This window comes from Modestobacter muralis, from assembly GCF_010682105.1.
GTDB classification, from domain to species: Bacteria; Actinomycetota; Actinomycetes; order Mycobacteriales; family Geodermatophilaceae; genus Modestobacter; species Modestobacter muralis.
Window position 1 is genome coordinate 1 of sequence record NZ_JAAGWH010000053.1, and the last position, 13709, is coordinate 13709.

The following is a 13709-nucleotide window of genomic DNA, read 5'->3' on the forward strand; positions in this document are numbered from 1 at the left end:
TTCGGCCGGTGCCCCCACCGGTGGCGACCGCGATCGCTCGTACGGAGACCGCCCCTCGGGCGAGCGCTCCTACGGCGACCGGGATCGCTCGGCCGGCGGCGACCGCCGTCCCGGCGGGTACCGCGGCTCGGCCGAGGGGCAGCGCTCCTCCGGTCGGCCCGCCCGCCCGGCGCGCTCCTACTGACGAAGGACCCCCGCCCCATCCCGCACACGTGCGGGTGAGGGCGGGGGGCTGACCGTCCCGCTCACGCGGGGCGGGGACGAGCACGAGACGGCGACGGCCGGCTCCCGCACTGCGGGGGCCGGCCGTCGTCGTCCGTCGGCGCACCCGCTGCGGGGCAGCGGGTGCGCCCTCAGCGCAGGACGTCGCTCCGCGGGACCAGTGCGGTGGACACGTCGGCGACCACGTCGTCCCACGCTGAGGCCAGGGCGGGCGTCTCCTCCGCCGACAGCGGTGCGGTCGGCTCGGAGTCGCCGCGGGCCACGGCACGGCCCAGCGGGGAGCCGGCGCCGAGCAGCTGCTGCACCCGGGGGAGGGCCGCGTACTCGGCGAGGTCGAGGGCGCCCTCGGCCGGCTGCACCAGCACCGCGTGCGTGACCAGACCGCCGGCGCCGGAGGCGACCTCGGCGAGCACCTCGGTCAGCTCGGTGAGGTCGTAGCGGTCCTCGTCGGCCGGCAGCGGCATGACGTCGGTGTCGGCCACCTCGGGCCAGGAGGCGATGTCGGTGAGGTCGTGCCGTTCGTCGCCGGCGCAGAAGCGGGCGAGGTCGACGGGGGAGGGGAAGACGAACACCTGCCCGTCGCGGCCGAGGAAGCGCGCCCGGTCCTCGACGTAGCAGCGCAGGGTCACCCCGCTGACGGTCGGGGTGACCAGCTCGACCGGGAGGATGCCCACGGCCTCCCAGAACTCCTGGGCCGCGGCGACGGCGGCCGGGCTGGCGGTCAGGCCACTGCCGCTGCGGATCGTGCGGATCCCCGCGGTGGCCGCCTGCGCCGGGGCGGCCGCGGTCGAACCGGCGGCCGGGCGGGCGGCGGGGGTGACGTCGTCCAGGTCGTCGTCCGCGTCCTCGTCGTCCAGGTCGTCGAGGTCGGCGGGCTGGGCGGTGCGGGACTCGGCCTCCTCGGCCGCGGACGGGTAGTCGTCGACGGAGACGGCTCCGGCGCCGGACCAGTCGAGGTGGTCGTCGAGGTCCTCCAGGACGTCCTCCCAGAGCTCGTCGATCGCGGTGCCCAGCCGGCTCCAGCTCTGCTCGCCGTCGCGGCCGACGAACGCGTCGATGCCCAGACCCAGGGCCGCGGCCTCGGGGCGGGAGGCGAGGTCGGCGACGGCCTCGAAGCCGGTCTCCGCGTCGTCGTCGTCCTCGTCCTCCTCCATGGCGGCGTCACAGCACTCGGCCAGCCGGCCGACCACGTCCAGCACCGCGGCCAGCTCCTCGACGGCCCAGCGGTCGGGGTTCTCCGCGACGATGTCGTAGACGCCGTCGAGGTCGTAGCGGTGCTCCTCGTCGGGGGTGAGGTCAGCGGCGCCCAGCGTGGAGACGACCGGCCAGACCGGGTGGTCGGCCAGGTCGTGGTCGGTGCTGGTGCGGCAGAACGCGGCCAGCGCGGCCGGTGAGGGGAACAGGTGCACGACCGCGGTCGGCCGGGCCTCGGGGTCGTCGTCCGGGCCGGGGTCGACGGTGCTGCCGAGGAAGGCCTGCCACTCCTCGCCGTCCTCCTCCCACGGGGGAGCCCACAGGGTGTAGCCCGTGCGGTCGTCGAGCGTCAGGGCGATGGGGACGATGCTGGGCCTGGCCACCCGCCCATCCTGCCGGGTGAGCCTGTGCCGTGCCCACACGGCACCCGCCGGCCCCGCGGCCGTGCCCACCTCACAGCCCGATGGGGTGCCAGACGCTCTTCGTCTCCAGGAACGGGCGCAGCCGGGACAGGCCGGGGTCCCCGCCCCAGTCGGGCTCCTCGGCCGGGGCGCGCAGCACCCGCTTGACCGTGCCGGCGGCCGAGCGCTCCAGCTCCATGGCCAGCGGGCCGGACGTGCCGGCCAGGTCGATCGCGTCGACGTCGGCGTGCTCGGCCAGCCACGGGCCGATCTCCGCGGCGTCACCGGTGAGCAGGTTGACCACGCCACCGGGGACGTCGGAGGTGGCCAGCACCTCGCCGAGGGTGATCGCCGGCAGCGGGCGGCCCTTCGAGCTGACGACGACGGCGGTGTTGCCACCGGCGAGCACCGGGGCGAGCACGCTGACCAGGCCGAGCAGGCTCGACCGCTGCGGTGCGAGGACCGCGACGACGCCGGTGGGCTCGGGCATCGAGAAGCCGAAGTACGGCCCGGCGACCGGGTTGCTGCTGCCCAGCACGGCGGCCAGCTTGTCGGTCCAGCCGGCGTACCAGACCCAGCGGTCGATCGCGGCGTCGACCTCGGCCCGGGCCTTGGACCCCGACAGCCCCTCGCCGGCGGCGACCTCCTCGGCGAACTGGGCGGCGCGGCCCTCCATCACCTCGGCGACCCGGTACAACACCTGGCCGCGGTTGTAGGCGGTGGCGGCCGACCACTTGGCGAACGCGGCGCGGGCGGCGACGACGGCGTCCCGGGCGTCCTTGCGGGAGGCCCAGGCGGCGTTGGCGAGGAAGTGCCCCCTGCTGTCGGTCACCTCGTAGGTGCGACCGGACTCCGACCGGGGGAACGCCCCGCCCAGGTACAGCTTGTAGGTCTTGCGCACCGTCAGCCGGTCGCTCATCGGTTGTCCTCCTGCAGGTAGGCCGCCAGGCCCTGCCGGCCGCCCTCGCGGCCGTACCCGGACTGCTTGTAGCCGCCGAACGGCGAGGTCGGGTCGAACTCGTTGAAGGTGTTGGCCCACACGACCCCGGCCCGCAGCTTCGAGGTGATCGACAGGATCCGGGACCCCTTCTCCGACCAGACGCCGGCCGAGAGCCCGTAGGTGCTGTTGTTCGCCTTCGCCACGGCCTCGTCGGGGGTGCGGAAGGTGAGCACGCTCAGCACGGGGCCGAACACCTCGTCACGCGCGATGCGGTGGGCGGAGGAGACGCCGGTGAAGACGGTCGGCTTGAACCAGTACCCGCGGGCGGGCAGGTCGCCGTCGGGCTGCCAGCGGTGGGCGCCCTCGGCGTCCCCGGCGTCGACCAGCTCGCGGATCCGCTCCAGCTGCGGGGCGGAGTTGATCGCGCCCAGGTCGGTGTTCTTGTCCAGCGGGTCGCCCACGCGCAGGGTGCCGATCCGGCGCTGCAGCGCGGCGACCACCTCGTCGTGCACCGACTCCTGCACCAGCAGCCGGGAGCCGGCGCAGCACACGTGGCCCTGGTTGAAGAAGATGCCGCGGACGATGCCCTCGACGGCCTGGTCGACCGGGGCGTCGTCGAAGACGATGTTGGCCGCCTTGCCGCCCAGCTCCAGGGTCAGCCGCTTGTGCGTGCCGGCGACCGTGCGGGCGATCGAGCGGCCCACCTCGGTCGAGCCGGTGAAGGCGACCTTGTCGACGTCGGGGTGGCTGATCACCGCGCGGCCGGTCTCGCCGGCGCCGGTGACGATGTTGACCACGCCCGGCGGCAGGTCGGCCTGCTGGCACACCTCGGCGAACAGCAGCGCGGTCAGCGGCGTCGTCTCGGCCGGCTTGAGGACGACGGTGTTGCCGGTCGCCAGCGCCGGGGCGATCTTCCAGGCCAGCATCATCAGCGGGAAGTTCCACGGGATGACCTGCCCGGCCACACCGAGCGGCCGCGGGGCCGACCCCAGGCCCGCGTGCTCGAGCTTGTCGGCCCAGCCCGCGTGGTAGAAGAAGTGCGCCGCGGCCAGCGGCACGTCGACGTCCCGGCTCTCCCGGATCGGCTTGCCGTTGTCCAGGGTCTCCAGGACGGCGAACTCCCGCGCCCGCTCCTGCAGCAGCCGGGCGATGCGGAACAGGTACTTCCCGCGGTCGGCCGGGCGCATCGGGCCCCAGGTCTTCACGAACGCCCGGCGGGCGGCGCGGACGGCGCGGTCGACGTCGGCGTCGCTGGCCGTGGCGACCTCGCTGAGCACCTCCTCGGTGGCCGGGTTCAGCGTCTTCAGCGGGGTGCCGGTGCCCTCGGTGAACTCGCCGTCGACGAAGAGCCCGTAGCTGGGCCGCAGGTCGACGATCGAGCGGGACTCCAGGGCGGGGGCGTACTCGAACAGGCTGGTCATGTCAGTCCACGCTCACGTGGTCAGGGCCGCTGTAGTGGCCGGTGCGGAGCTTCTGGCGCTGCAGGAGCAGGTCGTTGAGCAGACTGGAGGCGCCGAGGCGGAACCAGTCGGGGGACAACCAGTCCGACCCGACGGTCTCGTTGATCAGCACCAGGTGCTTGACGGCGTCCTTGGTGGTCTTGATGCCGCCGGCGGGCTTGACCCCGACCTGGCGGCCGGTGGCGGCGCGGAAGTCGCGCACGGCCTCCAGCATCACCAGGCAGACCGGCAGGGTCGCGGCGGGGGAGATCTTGCCGGTGGAGGTCTTGATGAAGTCGCCGCCGGCCAGCATCGCCAGCCAGGAGGCGCGGCGGGCGTTGTCCAGGGTGACCAGCTCGCCGGTCTCCAGGATGACCTTCAGGTGCGCCGGCCCGCAGGCCTCCTTGACCGCCACGATCTCCTCGAACACGTCGAGGTAGCGGCCGGCCAGGAACGCGCCGCGGTCGATGACCATGTCGATCTCGTCGGCGCCGTTCGCCACGGCGTCCCGGACGTCGGCGAGCTTCACCGCGCGGCTGGCCCGCCCGCTGGGGAACGCGGTGGCCACGGCGGCGACCTTGATGCCGGTGCCGGCCAGGGCCTCCTTCGCCACGTCGGCCAGGTCGCCGTACACGCAGACCGCGGCGACCGTCGGGCAGCTCGGGTCCTCCGGGTCGGGGCGGCGGGCCTTGGCGGCCAGGCTGCGCACCTTGCCGGGGGTGTCCGAGCCCTCGAGCGTGGTCAGGTCGACCATCGAGATGGCGGTGTCGATCGCCCACGCCTTGGCCGTGGTCTTGATCGACCGGGTGCCCAGCACGGCGGTGCGCTGCTGCGCGCCGACGGCGTCGACGCCGGGCAGCCCGTGCAGGAAGGCACGGAAGGCGGCGTCGGAGCGGGTGACGTCGGCGAAGGGGTCCGGCGGCGTGCCGGCCGGGCCGCCGACCGTGGGCTCACCACCGGCCAGGGCGTCGGGGTCCAGCACGTGGGTCATGCCCGGCATTCTCCACTGCCGACGCGGTCGGTCCCGGCTGGGCGTTCTCCCTCGCCGGGACGACGGGTCGTCATGTGTCGGCGACCCGACCGCCCCCTCGGTCGCACCGGCCGAGGCAGGCGGTGGAGCCGGGGAGCCCGCCTTCCCCCGCGTCGCCGCGACGACGGAGCGCCACCCGGTCGGCCACGGTGCACCTGGCGACCCGATGGCACCGAGGTCCTCATCGGGCCGCTCCTGTGGCGGGCCGGGCGGCGACGAGCTGTGTGCAACCGTGGGGGCATGACGCCTCAGGTCCGACGTCGTCCGCTGCCCGCTGCCCTGACCTGGACCACTGCCGTCCCGGTGCTCGCCCTCCTCGTCCTGGCGCTCACCTGGGGTCGGTACCTGCCCGCGGTGCTGTCGGTGCTCGTCGCGGTCGTGCTCGTCGGTGCGGTGCTCGCCGCCGTCCACCACGCCGAGGTGGTCGCCCACCGGGTGGGGGAGCCCTACGGCTCGCTGGTGCTCGCCGTCGCGGTGACGATCATCGAGGTCGCGCTGATCGTCACACTGATGATCTCCGGCGGTGACGACACCGCCACCCTCGCCCGGGACACCGTCTTCGCCGCGGTGATGATCACCTGCAACGGCATCCTCGGCCTGTCCATCCTGCTCGGGGCGCTGCGGCACGGCACGGTGTCCTTCAACGCCGAGGGCACCGGCGCCGCGCTGGCCACGGTCACCACGCTCGCCGTCCTCAGCCTGGTGCTGCCGACCTTCACCACCGCCGCATCCGGGCCGCAGTTCTCCCCGGGCCAGCTCGCCTTCGCCGCCGTCGCCTCGCTCGTCCTCTACGGCGCCTTCGTGCTCACCCAGACCGTCCGGCACCGCGACTTCTTCCTACCGGTCGCCGCCGACGGCGGGGTGCTGACCGACGACGACCACGCCGACCCACCCTCCGCCCGGGCCGCGCTCACCTCCCTCGGCCTGCTCGTGGTCGCCCTCGTCGCCGTCGTCGGGCTGGCCAAGGTCGAGTCGCCGGCCATCGAGGCCGCCGTGGCCGCCGCCGGGTTCCCACAGTCCTTCGTCGGTGTGGTCATCGCCTTGCTCGTGCTGCTGCCGGAGAGCATCGCCGCGGCCAAGTCCGCGCGCCGCAACCGGCTGCAGACCAGCCTCAACCTGGCCTTCGGTTCGGCCATGGCCAGCATCGGGCTCACCATCCCGGCGATCGCGCTGGCCACCATCTGGCTCGACGGGCCGCTGCTGCTGGGTCTGGGCTCGACCCAGGTGGTGCTGCTGGGCGTCACCGTCGTGGCCGCGGTGCTCACCGTCGTGCCGGGCCGGGCGACCCGGCTGCAGGGCGTCGTCCACCTCGCGCTGCTGGCCAGCTTCGTGTTCCTGGCCGTCAACCCGTAGTCGGACCCCGCTGCCGCCCACGCCGCGCTCTGCACGGCACAGGTCCCCGCAGCGGGGCCGGACGGCAGGTCGCCGGGGCCGTTACGGTGTGCGGCGTGCAGCTGACCGTCGTCGACCACCCGCTCGCCCGTGCCCGCCTGTCGAAGATGCGCGACGAGCGCAGCGACAACGCCACCTTCCGCGCCGCGCTGCGGGACCTGACGACGTACCTGGTCTACGAGGCGACCCGCGACCTCGCGGTGGCCGAGGACCCGATCACCACCCCGGTCACCACGACCACCGGCTACCGGCTGGCCAGCCCGCCGCTGATCGTGCCGGTGCTCCGTGCCGGGCTGGGCATGGCCGAGACCGCGCACAGCATGCTGCCGGAGTCGCAGATGGGCTTCGTCGGCCTGGCCCGCAACGAGGTCACCTTCGAGCCCGAGCCCTACATGGCCTCGCTGCCGGCCACGCTGGTCGACCGGCACGTCTTCGTCCTGGACCCGATGCTGGCCACCGGTGGCTCGCTGGTGAACTGCTGCACCCTGCTCACCGACCGCGGCGCCACCGACATCACCGTGCTCTGCGCCCTCGCCGCCCCCGAGGGGCTGCAGCGGCTGGAGGAGTCCGGCCTGCCGCTGCGGGTGTTCACCGCCAGCGTCGACGAGCGGCTCAACGAGAACGCCTACATCGTCCCGGGCCTCGGCGACGCGGGTGACCGCCAGTTCGGCGCGGTCTGAGGTGCGCTTCGCCGTCCTCGGCACCGGGTTCTGGGCCCGCACCGTGCACGCGGCGTCGCTGGCCGAGCACCCCCGCGCCGAGCTCGCCGGCATCTGGGGCCGCGACCTGACCAAGGCGCAGGCAGCCGGCGCGGAGTTCGACGTCCCCGGCACCGACGACCTCGACGCGCTGCTGGCCGACGTCGACGCGGTCAGCATCTCGGTGCCGCCGGACGTGCAGGCCCCGCTCGCCGAGCGCGCCGCCGCGGCCGGCAAGCACCTGCTGCTGGAGAAGCCGGTGGCCCTGTCGGTCGCCGCCGCCGACCGGGTGGTCGCCGCCGCCGAGGACGCCGGCGTGGCGTCGGTCGTCTTCTTCACCAACCGCTACCGGACGGCGACCTCCACCTGGCTGGAGCAGGCCGCCCGGACGACGCTGACCGGTGGCTCGGTCACCTGGCTGGGCTCGCTGGCCGGCAGCCCGTTCGACGCCTCGCCGTGGCGACACGAGCACGGCGCGCTGTGGGACGTCGGTCCGCACGCGCTGTCGCTGCTGGTCCCCGCGCTCGGACCGGTCACCGCGGTCTCCGCCGGCGCCGGGCTGGGCGACCTCGTGCACCTGGTGCTCACCCACACCGAGGGCCGCACGAGCACGGTCACCCTCAGCTCCACCGCCGCCCCGCTGGCGGCCGGCATCGAGTCCTGGGTGCACGGCGACGCCGGCCGGCTGGTGCTGCTGCCGGAGTCCGACACCGCCGTCGACGCCCACCGGGTGGCCGTCGACGAGCTGCAGGACGCGGCGCTCACCGGGGGCGCGCACCCCTGCGACGCGGCCTTCGGCCGGGACGTCATCCGGGTGCTGGAGGCCGCGCAGCGGTCGCTGGGCAGCGGCTGCCGGGAGACCGTGGCGGCGTGACCGGCCGGGCCGCCTGCCTGCCCTGGACCCCGACTCCGGGGACACTGGGCACGTGAGCATCTGGGAGTGGTACGTGCGCCGGGGGCGGATCGACCGGCGCACCTGGTGGCTGCAGTACGCCCTGCCGGTGGCGGCCCTCAGCGTGCTGGCCCTGTTCGCGGACCTGGCGCTGGGCAACACCGACCTGCAGCGGATGCTGGAGACGGGGGTGCCGGACTACGGCCCCTTCGTGCAGGCCGTCGGTCTGCTGACGCTGCCGGCCTCGATCTCCGGCGCCGTCACCCGGCTGCACGACCGCGGGCTGCCCGCCTGGCTGATGCTGATCGTGTTCGTGCCGCTGTTCGGCCAGCTGGCCCTGCTCGGCCTCACCGGCTTCGTCCGCGGGGACGCCGGCGCCAACCGGTACGGCCCGCCCACCGGCGTCCCGCCCGCGACCACGGGCGAGCCGCTGTACGTGCCACCCACCTGGCACTGACCGACCGGCCCTGCGCCGCGCCGGGGCGCAGCGGAGGGCCGGTGCGTCACAGCCCGAGGGCCGTCGACATCTCCGTGCGCAGCCGGTCGAGCTCGTCGGTGCCGCGCGCGCGTGCCGCGGCGACCCCGGCCGGGTCCGCCACCGGGACGACGGTCTCCAGGTAGGCCTTGAGCTTGGGCTCGGTGCCGCTGGGCCGCACGATCACCCGAACGCCGTCCCCGTGCAGCCGGACGGCGTCGACCGGCGGGTCGGCGGCGGCCAGGTCGGTGGCCTCGACGTCCCGGCCGAGCAGCTGTACGGGGGGAGCGGCCCGCAGTCGGGTCATCGCGTCGGAGATGCGGGTGAGGTCCTCGACCCGCACCGACAGCTGGCCGGTGGCGTACAGCCCGTGCTCGACGGCCAGCTCGTCCAGCCGGTCGGTGAGCGTGCGGCCGTCGGCGGCGAGCTCGGCGGCCAGCAGCGCGACGGCGAGGGCGGCGGAGACGCCGTCCTTGTCGTGGGCCACGGAGGGCGTGACCGCGTAGCCCAGGGCCTCCTCGTAGCCGAACACCAGCGGCGCCTGCGCCGACCCGGCCCGGATGATCCACTTGAAGCCGGTCGGCGTCTCCTCGGCGGGCACGCCGTGCGCCCGGGCCAGCTCACCCAGCAGCGAGCCGCTGACCAGCGACCGCGCGTAGGTGCCGCGCACCCCGCGGCGCAGCAGCCAGTCGGCCAGCAGGGCGCCGACCTCGTCGCCGGTCAGCTGCCGGTCGTCGCAGACCACCGAGCAGCGGTCGGCGTCGGGGTCCTCCGCGATGGCGACGTGGGCGTCCACCTGGACGGCCAGGTCGACCAGCAGGTCGACCGCGCCGGGCTCCTCCGGGTTCGGGAAGGCGACGGTCGGGAAGGTCGGGTCGGGGCGGTCCTGCTGGGCGACCGCGTGCAGCGGGGCGAAGCCGGCGGCGTCGAACACCCGGCGGGTGGTCGCCGAGCCGACGCCGTGCATCGCCGTGTAGGCCACGCGCAGCCGCTGCCGGTCGGCGAGCGGCACCCGGCCGGGCTGCAGGGCGCCGACCACGGCCGCGACGTAGTCGGCTTCGACGTCGTCGCCGAGGGTCTGCCAGTCGTCGGACAGCGGCACCTCGCGGGCCGGGCCGACCGCGGCGATCGCGGCCTCGATCTCCCGGTCGGCCGGCGGCACCAGCTGCGCACCGTCGCCGAGGTAGACCTTGTAGCCGTTGTCCTGGGGCGGGTTGTGGCTGGCGGTCACCATCACCCCGGCGACGCAGCCCAGGTGCCGGACGGCGAAGGAGAGCACCGGCGTGGGCAGCGGGCGGGGCAGCACCTGCACGGCGAAGCCGGCGCCGGAGAGCACCGCGGCCGAGATGCGGGCGAACTCGTCGGAGCGGTGCCGGGCGTCGTAGCCGAGGACCACGCCGCCGCCGACGTGCCCGTTCGCGGCCAGCCAGGCGCCCAGCCCGGCGGCGGCGCGGGTGACCACGGCGGCGTTCATGCCCGCGGGCCCGGCCCGCAGCGGGCCGCGCAGCCCCGCGGTGCCGAAGGTCAGCGGGCCGGTGAAACGACGGGTGAGCTCGGGAACGCCCCCGGCGGCGACCAGCGCCTCGACCTCGGCCCGGTCACCGGCGTGCGCGTCGTCCGCGGCCCAGGCGCGCGCCCGGGCCAGCACGTCGTCCGGCCCGGTCACGGCAGCCGGCTGATCAGCTGGACCAGGAACGCACCCAGCCGCCCCGCGGCCTCCTTGCCCGCCGCGAGCACCTCGCTGTGGTCCAGCGCCTCGCCGGTGATGCCGGCCGCGGCGTTGGTGACCATCGACAGGCCGAAGACCTCCACGCCGGCGGCGCGGGCCGCGATCGCCTCGAGCGCGGTGGACATGCCGACCAGGTCCGCGCCCATCGTGCGCAGCATCCGGATCTCGGCCGGCGTCTCGAAGTGCGGGCCGGGGAGGGCGGCGTAGACGCCCTCGACCAGGCCCGGGTCGATCTCCCGGGCCAGCGCGCGCAGCCGGGCCGAGTACAGGTCGGTGAGGTCGACGAACGTGGCGCCGACCAGCGGCGAGGTCGCGGTGAGGTTCAGGTGGTCGCTGATCAGCACCGCCTGGCCCACCCGGTGGTCCGGTGAGAGCCCGCCGGCGGCGTTGGTCAGCAGCACGGTGCGCACCCCGGCTGCGGCCGCCGTCCGGATGCCGTGCACGACCGGGGCGACGCCGCGGCCCTCGTACAGGTGGGTGCGGCCCAGGAACAGCAGCACCTTGCGGTCCCCGACGGCCACCGAGCGCACCTCACCGCCGTGCCCGCTGACCGTGGGGGCGGAGAAGCCGGGCAGCTGCCCGATCTCGACGCTGGCCAGCGTCTCCCCGAACGCGTCGGCCGCGGGCGCCCAGCCCGAGCCCATCACCACGGCGACGTCGTGCCGGCCACCGAGTGCGGCGGTGAGGTCCTCGGCGGCGCGGGCGGCCAGGACGGTGGGGTCGGCGGGGGCGGGGTTCGGCGAGCTCACGCACCGACGCTAACGCAGGGGGTGGCGCCGTCCGAGCCGAGCCGTCCCGGCAGGTGATCACTCGGGGGGTGACCTGGGCCTGCGCTGCCTAGACTCCTCGCGTGCAGATCCCCTTCAACGCGTCCGAGCGCACCAGCCTGGGGGTGGAGTGGGAGCTCCAGCTGATCGACCGGGAGACCCGCGCGCTGACCTCGGGCGCGACCGAGATCCTCGCCGAGCTGACGCCCGAGGGGCTCGAGGAGCACCCCAAGGCCAAGCACGAGCTGCTGCAGTCGACCGTGGAGATCATCACCGGCATCTGCACCACGGTCGCCGAGGCCAAGGCCGACCTGGCCGGCACGCTGGCCGAGGTCGTCGAGGCCGCCGACCGCCGCGGCCTGGGCGTCATGTGCGCCGGCAGCCACCCGTTCACGCCCTGGGAGAGCCAGCAGATCTCGCCCAAGGAGCGCTACGCGCAGCTGGTCGAGCGGATGCAGTGGGTCGTCCGGCGGATGCAGATCTTCGGGGTGCACGTGCACGTCGGCGTCCGGGGGCAGGAGAAGGCGATCCCGATCGTCAACGCGCTCACCGGCTACGTGCCGCACTTCCTCGCGCTGTCGGCGTCCTCGCCCTACTGGGACGGGATCGACACCGGGCTGGCGTCCTCCCGCGCGCTGGTGTTCGAGGGGATGCCGACCGCGGGCCTGCCCCACCAGCTGGCCGGCTGGGCGGAGTTCGAGCAGTACATGGGCACGCTCATCGCCAGCGGTTCGGTGGAGAGCGTGCGCGAGGTGTGGTGGGACATCCGCCCGCACCCGGACTTCGGCACCGTCGAGCTGCGCATCTGCGACGGCCTGACCAACCTCGACGAGATCGGCGCGGTCGCCGCGCTGGCCCAGTGCCTGGTCGAGACCTTCGACCGGGCACTCGACCGCGGTGAGACGCTGCCCGTGCCGGCCGGCTGGGTGGCGCGGGAGAACAAGTGGCGCGCGTCCCGGTTCGGCCTGGACGCCTCGATCGTCGTCGACGACGACGGCACCGTGCGGCCGGTCCGTGAGGCCCTGGCCGACCTGGTCGAGGAGCTGCTGCCGGTCGCCCGCGAGCTGGGCTGCGAGGCCGAGCTGCTCGACGTCCGGCGGATCGTGGCCACCGGTGGGTCCGCCGCGCGGCAGCGCGCCGTCGCCGCGGCGCACGGCGGCGCCCTGGAGCCGGTGGTGGACAGCCTGCTGGCGGAGCTGCGCGACGGCCTGCCGCCGGCCGACGGCGCCCCTCGGGCGACGGCGGAGTGAGCGGGGACGACGTGCGGACGGCGGGGGCGGACAGCACTCCCCGCCCGGGTGGGGACGTGCGGAGCACCGCGGTCGACGGCTGGTCGCGGGCCCACCAGGCCGAGCTGGTCGCCGTCCGGCGGCACCTGCACGCCCACCCCGAGCTGGGGTTCGCCGAGCACGAGACCACCGGCTTCCTGGAGTCCCGGCTGACCCGGGCCGGGCTGCAGCCGCGCCGGCTCAAGGGCGGCACCGGGCTGGTCTGCGACGTCGGCGGTGAGGTGGGCGGACCGGTGGTGGTGCTGCGCGCCGACATCGACGCGCTGCCGCTGACCGACCTCAAGGACGTCCCGTACGCCTCGACCCGGCACGGACTGGCCCACGCCTGCGGCCACGACGTGCACACCACGGTGCTGCTCGGCGTCGCCCTGGCGCTGGCCTCCCTCGACGAGCTGCCCGGCACGGTGCGCTGCGTGTTCCAGCCGGCCGAGGAGCAGGTGCCCGGCGGCGGGCTGCAGGTCCTCCAGGAGGGCGTGCTGACCGGGGCGACCCGGGCGTTCGCGCTGCACTGCGACCCCTCGCTGGACGTCGGGAAGGTCGGCCTGCGCACCGGCGCCATCACCGCCGCCTGCGACCGGGTCGAGGTCACCCTCACCGGGCCCGGCGGGCACACCGCCCGCCCGCAGCTGACCGTCGACCTGGTGCACGCCATGGGCCGGGTGGTCACCGAGGTGCCGGGGCTGCTGTCCCGGCTGGTCGACCCCCGCTCCGCGCTGTCCCTGGTCTGGGGCGCGCTCAGCGCCGGCGTCGCGGCCAACACGATCCCCGAGACCGGCCAGCTGCGCGGCACGCTGCGGGTGCTGGACCGTTCGGTGTGGAGCCAGGCCGAGGAGCTGGTGCGCCGGCTGGTCACCGAGGTCGCCGAGGCCTCCGGCGCCGGGGTGCAGATCGAGTACGTGCGCGGGGTGCCGCCGGTGGTCAACGACCCGCGCAGCGTCGCGCTGCTGCGCTCCGCGGCGCTGGAGACGGTGGGCAGCGAGGGCGTGGCGCTGTCGCCGCAGAGCATGGGCGGGGAGGACTTCGGCTGGTTCGCCGAGGCGCTGCCCATCGCGCTGGCCCGGCTGGGCACCCACGGCGGCGGCCAACCGCTGGACCTGCACCGCGGCACCTTCGACGTCGACGAGCGGTCGATCGGGGTCGGGGTGCGGCTGATGGCCCGCACCGCCCTGCACGCCCTGTCCGCCGACCGCACCGCCGCCGACGCACCCGTGGCCGCCCAGGACCCCCGGTAGCGTCTGCCC

12 protein-coding genes and 1 pseudogene are annotated in these 13709 nt (G+C 75.1%); 7 read left to right on the forward strand and 6 right to left on the reverse strand.

Features of this window, described 5'->3' with window-relative positions; all coding sequences use genetic code 11:
• Positions 1 to 184 (forward strand): annotated as a pseudogene (locus tag GCU67_RS21440) (DEAD/DEAH box helicase); the annotation flags it as partial.
• A gap of 169 nt (positions 185 to 353) precedes the next feature.
• On the opposite strand, the gene GCU67_RS17845 reads toward GCU67_RS21440, so the two are convergent.
• The 4 genes from GCU67_RS17845 to deoC all read right to left on the reverse strand — a co-directional run bounded on the left by GCU67_RS17845 (position 354) and on the right by deoC (position 5187).
• On the reverse strand, positions 354 to 1799 hold the full coding sequence (locus tag GCU67_RS17845; RefSeq protein WP_163612708.1) for a hypothetical protein: 1446 nt from the start codon (positions 1797 to 1799) through the stop codon (positions 354 to 356).
• A 70-nt stretch (positions 1800 to 1869) separates the two neighbouring features.
• The gene (locus GCU67_RS17850) at positions 1870 to 2736 is read right to left on the reverse strand and encodes an aldehyde dehydrogenase family protein (RefSeq protein ID WP_163612709.1); all 867 of its coding nucleotides are present in this window, start codon (positions 2734 to 2736) and stop codon (positions 1870 to 1872) included.
• On the reverse strand, positions 2733 to 4178 hold the full coding sequence (locus tag GCU67_RS17855; protein WP_211661641.1) for an aldehyde dehydrogenase family protein: 1446 nt from the start codon (positions 4176 to 4178) through the stop codon (positions 2733 to 2735). The genes GCU67_RS17850 and GCU67_RS17855 overlap by 4 nt, the downstream gene beginning before the upstream one ends.
• 1 nt (position 4179) lies before the next feature.
• Entirely contained in the window at positions 4180 to 5187 is a 1008-nt protein-coding gene (gene deoC, locus GCU67_RS17860) for a deoxyribose-phosphate aldolase (RefSeq protein WP_246215319.1), read from the reverse strand.
• 279 nt (positions 5188 to 5466) lie between these two features.
• On the opposite strand from deoC, the gene GCU67_RS17865 reads away from it, so the two are divergent.
• The 4 genes from GCU67_RS17865 to GCU67_RS17880 all read left to right on the forward strand — a co-directional run bounded on the left by GCU67_RS17865 (position 5467) and on the right by GCU67_RS17880 (position 8665).
• Positions 5467 to 6579 carry a calcium:cation antiporter gene (locus GCU67_RS17865; RefSeq protein WP_163612710.1) on the forward strand — a complete coding sequence of 371 codons (1113 nt, stop codon included), beginning with the start codon at positions 5467 to 5469 and terminating at the stop codon, positions 6577 to 6579.
• A 95-nt stretch (positions 6580 to 6674) separates the two neighbouring features.
• Positions 6675 to 7298: a uracil phosphoribosyltransferase gene (gene upp, locus GCU67_RS17870; protein WP_163612711.1), complete on the forward strand. Its 624-nt coding sequence runs from the start codon at positions 6675 to 6677 to the stop codon at positions 7296 to 7298.
• On the forward strand, positions 7273 to 8190 hold the full coding sequence (locus GCU67_RS17875) for a Gfo/Idh/MocA family protein (protein WP_338105124.1): 918 nt from the start codon (positions 7273 to 7275) through the stop codon (positions 8188 to 8190). The genes upp and GCU67_RS17875 overlap by 26 nt, the downstream gene beginning before the upstream one ends.
• A gap of 52 nt (positions 8191 to 8242) precedes the next feature.
• Entirely contained in the window at positions 8243 to 8665 is a 423-nt protein-coding gene (locus tag GCU67_RS17880) for a DUF805 domain-containing protein (protein WP_163612712.1), read from the forward strand.
• 46 nt (positions 8666 to 8711) lie between these two features.
• On the opposite strand, the gene GCU67_RS17885 is transcribed toward GCU67_RS17880, so the two are convergent.
• Together GCU67_RS17885 and GCU67_RS17890 are read right to left on the reverse strand one after the other, a co-directional pair.
• A complete protein-coding gene (locus tag GCU67_RS17885; protein WP_163612713.1) occupies positions 8712 to 10349 on the reverse strand; it encodes a phosphohexomutase domain-containing protein in 1638 nt (545 codons plus the stop codon).
• On the reverse strand, positions 10346 to 11161 hold the full coding sequence (locus GCU67_RS17890; RefSeq protein WP_338105125.1) for a purine-nucleoside phosphorylase: 816 nt from the start codon (positions 11159 to 11161) through the stop codon (positions 10346 to 10348). Before GCU67_RS17890 ends, GCU67_RS17885 begins: the two co-directional genes overlap by 4 nt.
• A gap of 101 nt (positions 11162 to 11262) precedes the next feature.
• Here GCU67_RS17890 and GCU67_RS17895 point away from each other — a divergent pair, with 101 nt between their 5' ends.
• Positions 11263 to 12429, forward strand: a complete 1167-nt coding sequence (locus tag GCU67_RS17895) for a glutamate--cysteine ligase (protein WP_163612714.1) — start codon at positions 11263 to 11265, stop codon at positions 12427 to 12429.
• Positions 12430 to 12485: 56 nt separating this feature from the next.
• Positions 12486 to 13700 carry an amidohydrolase gene (locus GCU67_RS17900; RefSeq protein WP_163612715.1) on the forward strand — a complete coding sequence of 405 codons (1215 nt, stop codon included), beginning with the start codon at positions 12486 to 12488 and terminating at the stop codon, positions 13698 to 13700.
• Positions 13701 to 13709 lie beyond the last annotated feature (9 nt).

Coding starts and splice junctions, on each gene's coding strand:
- GCU67_RS17850 (WP_163612709.1), bottom strand. CDS start 2,736: ATGAGCGACCGGCTGACGGTGCGCAAGACCTACAAGCTGTACCTGGGC.
- GCU67_RS17865 (WP_163612710.1), top strand. CDS start 5,467: ATGACGCCTCAGGTCCGACGTCGTCCGCTGCCCGCTGCCCTGACCTGG.
- deoC (WP_246215319.1), bottom strand. CDS start 5,187: ATGACCCACGTGCTGGACCCCGACGCCCTGGCCGGTGGTGAGCCCACG.
- GCU67_RS17855 (WP_211661641.1), bottom strand. CDS start 4,178: ATGACCAGCCTGTTCGAGTACGCCCCCGCCCTGGAGTCCCGCTCGATC.